Origin of the sequence: Saccharomonospora sp. CUA-673 (assembly GCF_001942305.1) — a bacterium.
GTDB lineage: Bacteria > Actinomycetota > Actinomycetes > Mycobacteriales > Pseudonocardiaceae > Prauserella.
In genome coordinates, this window is the sequence record NZ_MKKE01000069.1 from 1 (window position 1) to 6,531 (window position 6,531).

At 64.3% G+C, this 6,531-nt stretch carries 6 protein-coding genes and 2 pseudogenes; 6 read left to right on the top strand and 2 right to left on the bottom strand.

Translation table 11 applies throughout. From position 1 onward, the window contains the following. Window positions 1-199: 199 nt before the first annotated feature. The 5 genes from phnC to BJF85_RS23405 all read left to right on the top strand — a co-directional run bounded on the left by phnC (window position 200) and on the right by BJF85_RS23405 (window position 4,051). The gene (gene phnC / locus BJF85_RS23385; protein ID WP_075850135.1) at window positions 200-1,000 is read left to right on the top strand and encodes a phosphonate ABC transporter ATP-binding protein; all 801 of its coding nucleotides are present in this window, start codon (window positions 200-202) and stop codon (window positions 998-1,000) included. Window positions 1,001-1,081: 81 nt separating this feature from the next. Continuing rightward, a complete protein-coding gene (gene phnD, locus BJF85_RS23390) occupies window positions 1,082-1,978 on the top strand; it encodes a phosphate/phosphite/phosphonate ABC transporter substrate-binding protein (RefSeq protein ID WP_075850136.1) in 897 nt (298 codons plus the stop codon). Window positions 1,979-1,995: 17 nt separating this feature from the next. After that, a complete protein-coding gene (gene phnE / locus BJF85_RS23395; RefSeq protein WP_304442327.1) occupies window positions 1,996-2,811 on the top strand; it encodes a phosphonate ABC transporter, permease protein PhnE in 816 nt (271 codons plus the stop codon). Beyond that, entirely contained in the window at window positions 2,808-3,845 is a 1,038-nt protein-coding gene (locus BJF85_RS23400) for a phosphonate dehydrogenase (RefSeq protein ID WP_075850138.1), read from the top strand. The genes phnE and BJF85_RS23400 overlap by 4 nt, the downstream gene beginning before the upstream one ends. Beyond that, window positions 3,842-4,051: a GntR family transcriptional regulator gene (locus BJF85_RS23405; protein WP_222844659.1), complete on the top strand. Its 210-nt coding sequence runs from the start codon at window positions 3,842-3,844 to the stop codon at window positions 4,049-4,051. The genes BJF85_RS23400 and BJF85_RS23405 overlap by 4 nt, the downstream gene beginning before the upstream one ends. Window positions 4,052-4,088: 37 nt before the next feature. Here BJF85_RS23405 and BJF85_RS23410 read toward each other — a convergent pair. Further along, window positions 4,089-5,094 (bottom strand): annotated as a pseudogene (locus tag BJF85_RS23410) (IS481 family transposase); the annotation flags it as partial. Between the two features lie 109 nt (window positions 5,095-5,203). Here BJF85_RS23410 and BJF85_RS23420 point away from each other — a divergent pair. After that, window positions 5,204-5,866, top strand: a pseudogene (locus tag BJF85_RS23420) (IS30 family transposase); the annotation flags it as partial. Between the two features lie 68 nt (window positions 5,867-5,934). Here BJF85_RS23420 and mobF read toward each other — a convergent pair. Beyond that, window positions 5,935-6,438, bottom strand: coding sequence for a MobF family relaxase (gene mobF / locus BJF85_RS23425; RefSeq protein ID WP_083666654.1), 504 nt, complete (start codon window positions 6,436-6,438; stop codon window positions 5,935-5,937). Window positions 6,439-6,531: the final 93 nt, after the last annotated feature.

The window sequence follows — 6,531 nt, forward strand, 5'->3', positions numbered from 1 at the left end:
TCGGCGGCCAACCCCCGACCACCTTCCGCGAGCAGTGGATCACCAACCAACCCGCACTCTCATAACCACTGGACCACCAAACGGGGCCCAGTCAGGCTGTTTCATCGGGGTTCACAAACCGTTGTCTCCCACAGCGCCGGGACTTCACAAGTCCTCTATACGTTTTCGCTCGTACCGCGCACTCGTATAGAGGACTTTCATGATAGAGCTCGTCGATGTCAGCAAGACTTACGAAGGCGGCGTTCAAGCATTGGCCCGAACCGATCTGTCGATCGAGCGCGGAAAAGTCACCGTGCTGCTCGGACCGTCGGGTGCCGGCAAGTCGACCTTGCTGCGATGCATGAACCTGCTTGTCAAACCCACCACCGGCTCCGTGCGGGTGGACGGGACGGCGTCACTCGACTCCCGCCGCGAATTGCGTCGACACCGCCGCCGCACGGGGATGGTATTCCAACACCACCAGCTGATCCCACGCTTCTCGGCCTTGCGCAACGTGCTCCTCGGCCGGGTCGGTTATCACAGCTTCTGGCAGAGCATCCTGCCCTCCAGTCGCGGCGACCAGCGCATCGCGCTCGAAGCGCTCGAGCGCGTCGGACTGCTGGACAAGGCCCTGACCCGGGTAGACAACCTGAGCGGTGGCATGCAGCAGCGAGTAGGCATCGCTCGAGCGCTCGCGCAGCAACCGGACCTGATCCTTGCCGATGAGCCGGTCGCAAGCCTCGATCCCAACTCTGCGCGTCGCGTGATGGAGCTGCTGCGCCGAGTCTGTCAGGAGAGCGGCATCACCCTGGTTGCCAGCCTCCACCAGGTCAACCTCGCGCTCGAGCACGCCGACCGCATCGTCGGCCTGGCACACGGGGAAATCGTCTACGACGGCCCTGCAGCCGGGGTCACCGATGAGGATTTGCTGGTGATTTACGGCGGCGTGCCCGCCGACGAGCAGGCCGATGCCCTTCCACTGTCGGCACAGACCGTTTCGCTGCCGACTTCTGCTGACTAGCAAACGCTCAGGACTCAATAACCTCGACCGCCACCCCGAGATCGACCACCTTCCGAACTGCTGAAACAGGAGTGAATTCCCATGCCTAGACCCACCCGCTTGGCGACTGCCGCGATCGCTGTAACGACTGCCTTCACCTTCGTCCTCTCCGGTTGTGGTGCCAGTTCAGAGTCAACCACCGCCCCGGAAACCCTCCGCGTTGCCCTGCTTCCCGACGAGAACGCGTCGGAGGTGATCAAGAACAATGAGCCCCTCAAGGAGCACCTCGAAAAGGAACTCGGGCTTGACGTCGAGCTCGTGGTGACGACCGATTACTCCTCGATGATCGAGGCGATGGCCCGCGGCCGCATCGACCTCGGCTACTTCGGCCCTCTGTCCTACGTCCTCGCCCAGGAGAAGGCCGACATCGAGCCCTTCGCCGCCTTGCAGGAAGTCGAGGGTGAGGACCCGACATACCAGGCAGTGTTCATCGCCAACGCGGATTCCGGCATCGAGGACCTCGCGGATGTCGCCGGCAAGACCGTTGCGTGGGGAGACCAGGCCAGCACGTCCAGTCACCTCATTCCCAAGGCCATGCTCGCCGAAGAGGCGGACCTCCGAGTAGACCAGGGTGACTACGAGGAACAGCACGTCGGCTCCCATGATGCTGTGGCCTTGGCAGTGCAGAACGCCAATGCGGACGCGGGGGGCATGAGCTTGCCCATCTATGAGCGCATGGTCGAGGAGGGGCTCATCGACTCCGAGACTGTCGTGAAAGTCCAGGAATCGGATCCCTATGCCAACTACCCCTGGACGATGCAGTCCAATCTGCCCGAGGACCTGAAGGAGAAGGTGCGGGCGGCGTTCCTGGAACTCGACGATCCCGAGGTGCTCGAACCATTCGGAGCCGCCGGCTTCGCAGAGGTTGCCGATTCGGACTACGATCAGGTTCGCGACCTCGCTCCGCTGCTCGACATCGATCTCGAGGATTACCAGTGAGCAGCCCCGCGGTCAGCGTGCCGCGCGAGGATCGCAGAGAGCAGGAATACCAGCGAATCACCGGCCAGGCACAATCCGGCTGGAGGCGCTCGTTCTCCATCACGGGCTTGATCCTCGTCGCGGTGATCCTGAGTGCCTGGGCCGTGGGTCTGCTCGACGCCAACCGCATGGTCACAGGCCTCGCCGACATTGCCGACCTGCTCAGCGAGATGTGGGTGCCGGACTTCACCCATCTGAACAGCTGGTGGGGGCCCCTGCTCGACTCGATGACAATGAGCATCGCGGCCACAGCACTGGCTGTGCTGCTCTCCGTCCCTCTCGCATTGCTCGGAGCACGCAACACCTCACCGCACCCGGCCATCTACTGGGTCGCGCGGCTCATCCTGAACGTGCTGCGATCAGTGCCCGAACTGATCATGGCGATCGTATTCGTCGCCGCCGTCGGCTTCGGCGCGCTGCCCGGGGCTTTGGCATTGGGGATCCATTCTGCCGGCATGGTGGGAAAGTTCTTCGCCGAAGCGATTGAGCACGCTGCCGAAGCCCCTGTCGAGGCCGCCAGGGCGACAGGAGCCGGCCCGGCCCAAGTGATTCTCCACGGCATCCTGCCCCAGGTGCTGCCGCAGATGGCCGACGTCATCGTCTACAGGTGGGAGCTCAATTTCCGAGCGTCGGTCGTCGTCGGGGTCGTCGGCGCCGGCGGCATCGGCTTCGAACTCATCGCCGCCCTGCGAACCCTCCAGTACGACGAGGTCGCCGCAATCCTGCTCGTCATCCTGGCCACCGTGACCGTAGTCGACGCTCTCGGCGGAGCGTTGCGAAAGAGGTTCCAATGAAACAACACAGTCGACGTCCGAAGGTCGTACTGACGCACCGCGTGCATGCGCCGATCCTCGAATTGCTCAGCGAAAGCTGCGAAGTTGTCGCCAACCAGAGCGACAGCAGTCTCCCGGCCTCCGAGGTGCGGCGCCGCGCAGCAGAGGCCGACGGATTGATGGTGTTCATGCCCGACCGGGTCGATGCAGAGCTCCTCGACTCATGCCCCAACCTGAAGGTCGTCGCGGGAGCCCTCAAAGGGAACGACAACATCGACGTCGAGGCTTGCACAGAGCGAGGCATCTGGCTGACCAGGGTCGAGGACCTCCTGACCGAGCCCACCGCAGAACTGGCGGTCGGACTGCTCATCGGGCTCGCGCGGAACATCACCGCCGGGGACCGCCGGGTGCGCTCGAATTTCGCCGGGTGGCGGCCGACGCTCTACGGGAGCACCCTCGTAGGATCGACGATCGGCATCGTAGGGGCAGGCAACCTCGGCCGGGCTGTTGCACGGATGTTGCGGGGATTCGCACCCGAGTTGCTCTACTTCGACCCTGAACCGCTATCGGCGGCCGATGAAGCACTGCTCGACATCCGGCGTGCGGACCTGTCCGACCTGCTGGAGCGCAGCGACGCCGTTGTGGTCTGCGCCCCACTGTCCGCGGAGACAGTCCACTTGCTCGACCGGAACCGGCTCGAGTCAATACGACCGGGGGCGCTACTCGTCAACGTCGGCCGCGGCTCCGTCGTCGACGAATCCGCGGTGATCGAGCTCTTACGCGCCGGACAGCTCGGTGGCTTCGCGGCTGACGTTTTCGAGTTCGAGGACCTGTCCCGACCGGACCGGCCCGCTGGCATCTCCGCCGAGCTGTTGGCGATGCAGGACCGCACGCTGTTCACGCCACACCTGGGATCTGCCGTGGCCGCGACTCGTCTCAAAATTGAGGAGCACGCCGCCACTGCCATACTGCAGGCCCTTGCAGGGCATGAACCACACGGAGCCGTCAACCGCCCGTGTGGCGTGGGATCTGCTGGAACGCCTACTGCCCTATGATCGGTCCTATCGATCACAGCAAGACGAAGAAGCCTGCCTCTCGCACCCCGTTGTACCTGGCCGCCGCGGACTCCCTCGCTGAGCAGATCGCTGACCAGCCCGTGGGGACTCGCCTGCCGTCAGAAGACGAGCTTGCCGGTCAGCTCGGGGTCAGCCGACTCACCGCGCGGGCAGCACTGGCTGAGCTGGAGAGGCGCTACCTGTAGGAGGGCATGACGTTGTTGACACGCACCGGGGCCAACAGGTGTAGGAGGGCATGACGTTGTTGACACGCACCGGGGCCAACGAGGCCGGTGGAGCATCTCCGCAGGAGGTATGCGGCCGATGGTAGTTGTAGTGATTCACCCACACCTGAAGGGCCTCACGGCGAGCCCGCTCTGAGGTGTAGGGGCGGGCGTAGAGGACCTCGTCCACCATGAGCCGGTTGTACCGCTCGACCTTCCCGTTGTGCTTTGGCGTGTAGGGGCGGATCCGGTGATGCCGGTCCCGAGAGAGACCACCTTGGCCGTGAAGTCCACGGCCCGGTAGTTGTTCCCGTTGTCCGTGATCACCCGGTCGATCTGGATGCCATGGGCGGCGAAGAACGCGCGGGCCCGGCAGTAGAACCCGATCGTGGTCACCGCCCGCTCGTCCTCGAGCGCTTCGGTGTACGCCAGGCGGGTGAACCGTCGATCGCCGAGTGCAGGTACGTGTACCCCACCCGTGCCCCGGGCCCCCGCTTGGAAGCACGCCCTGCCTCACTGTCTCTTCCGTGGGCGCGCCAGCCTCCCCCCTCGGGGATCTTTCCGATCTTCTTCACGTCCAGGTGCACCATGTGCCCCGGCCCCCTCGCGGTGATCCTCCGGGCCGGCTGCCGGCGGAGGTCTTCTCCGGCTGGGGTCAGGTCCCGTAGGCGGGAGATCCCGGCCCGGTGCAGCCACCGCCCCACGGTGCGAAGACACACCTGGTGGCCCTCGCCGACCAGATGGTGATGGATGCGCCGGGCGGACCACTTCCGGCCACGGCGCAGGGCCTCCAGCTCGGCCACGATCGCGGGGTCGAGCCGGGCAGGTGAGTGGTGGGGCCGGCTGGAGCGATCCTGCAGTCCCGCCTTGCCCTTGGCGCGGTAGCGGGCGACCCAGGTGGCCACCGTGGGCCGACTGACGCGGAACTCCGCGGCCACGTGGGACTGCGGGATCCCGTCGATCAGGTGGCGGTGGACCATGCGCAGCCGGCCGGTGGGGGTCAGAGGTGCGTTAGCGTGAGTCACGAGCGGGCTTCCTTCCGCGGATGAGTGGATGTCGCAATTCCCATCCTGCGGGGCGGAGCCCGCTCGTCTCATCTCAGCCCGTGCCTCGTGTAAAGAACCTCATGACCCACAACATCTAGGACGGAGTCCTTCTACGATTTCACGAGAGTTACGGCGTAACGCGGCCACCCGAGGCGGGAAGTTGGACTATCGAGCCTCAGTTGCTCAATGGAAGTCGGAGGTCTTCGCTCAGCGGCCCAAGACTGCAAAGCTGGTGAGTAATCCCAGGTTGCGGGACTAGGTTCAGGACCGACTGGCGGGAAAAGTCACCGCTGCTGACGGACAGGTGATTGATGGGCCTGATGAGGCTGTGTGGAAGGGTAGAAATAAGCCTCATCGCGGGGATCGCCGATGGGTGAAAGGCTGGAGTCCTGAGCAGATCTCCCATCGGCTGAAGGTTGACTTCCCTGAGGATGAGTCCATGCGGATCTCGCACGAAGCTATCTACCAGGCTCTCTACATTCAGGGCCGTGGTGCTCTGAAGCGTGAATTGGTGACCTGCTTGCGCACCGGCCGCGCTCTTCGGGTCCCGCGTGCCCGAGCGCAGGCGAAATCATGGGCCCATGTCGATGAGAAGGTCATGATCAGCCAACGGCCGCCGAGGTCGAAGACCGAGCCGTGCCAGGCCATTGAAGGTGACCTGATCATTGGACTCAATCGCTCGGCAGTCGGCACGCTGGTCGAGCGCACCACGCGGTTCACCATGGTTGTCCATCTGCCTCGCGAACAAGGGTCTGCTGAAGGTTCGGCATGACTTCCATCCTTCCTGCTTTCTAAGCAGTCTTGAAGTCAACCGAACCTTCAGCAGACCCAATCCAGAGTCCGCCACTTCCCATCCCGTACCGCCTGGACCCTGTTGGCGACCACGAGATGTGTGTGCAGTTGCGGGTCTGAGGAGCGCGAGTCGTAGTGGTCGTAGGCGGTTGCCAGCAGCCCACGGACCTCCACCTGGGCGACCGCGTCGGTGCGGCCCTGCCGCACGACGCGGGTCATCGCCACCTCACGTTCGATGAGCTCCAGCACATCAGCTATCGCCGCATGATGAGCCTGCCCGATCAGCGACTGTGTTCCGGCATCCGAGACCGCCCACAACGTCGAGACCGACTGCGGCACCGAGAACGTCAGATCAAACCCCGCGGTCGGAGCAACCGAGGGCTTCGAGGCTTCCTCAGCCTGGATCTTCGCCGTCTCGACTTCGCGCTCATGGACTGTCAGGGTCTGTGGCAGCTGATCGAGACGAGCCTCCACGCGCTCGGACTCGGTGGCAAAGGACCGGTAGGGGCGACCGAGCTGTTCACCGAGCAATTGTCAAGACCTGTGGATGAGGATCTTTTAGGCGGCTGCGGATTGGGTGTGGTCGTCCGGTCGTTCGACGAGTTTTCCGTTCTCGAACTGCGC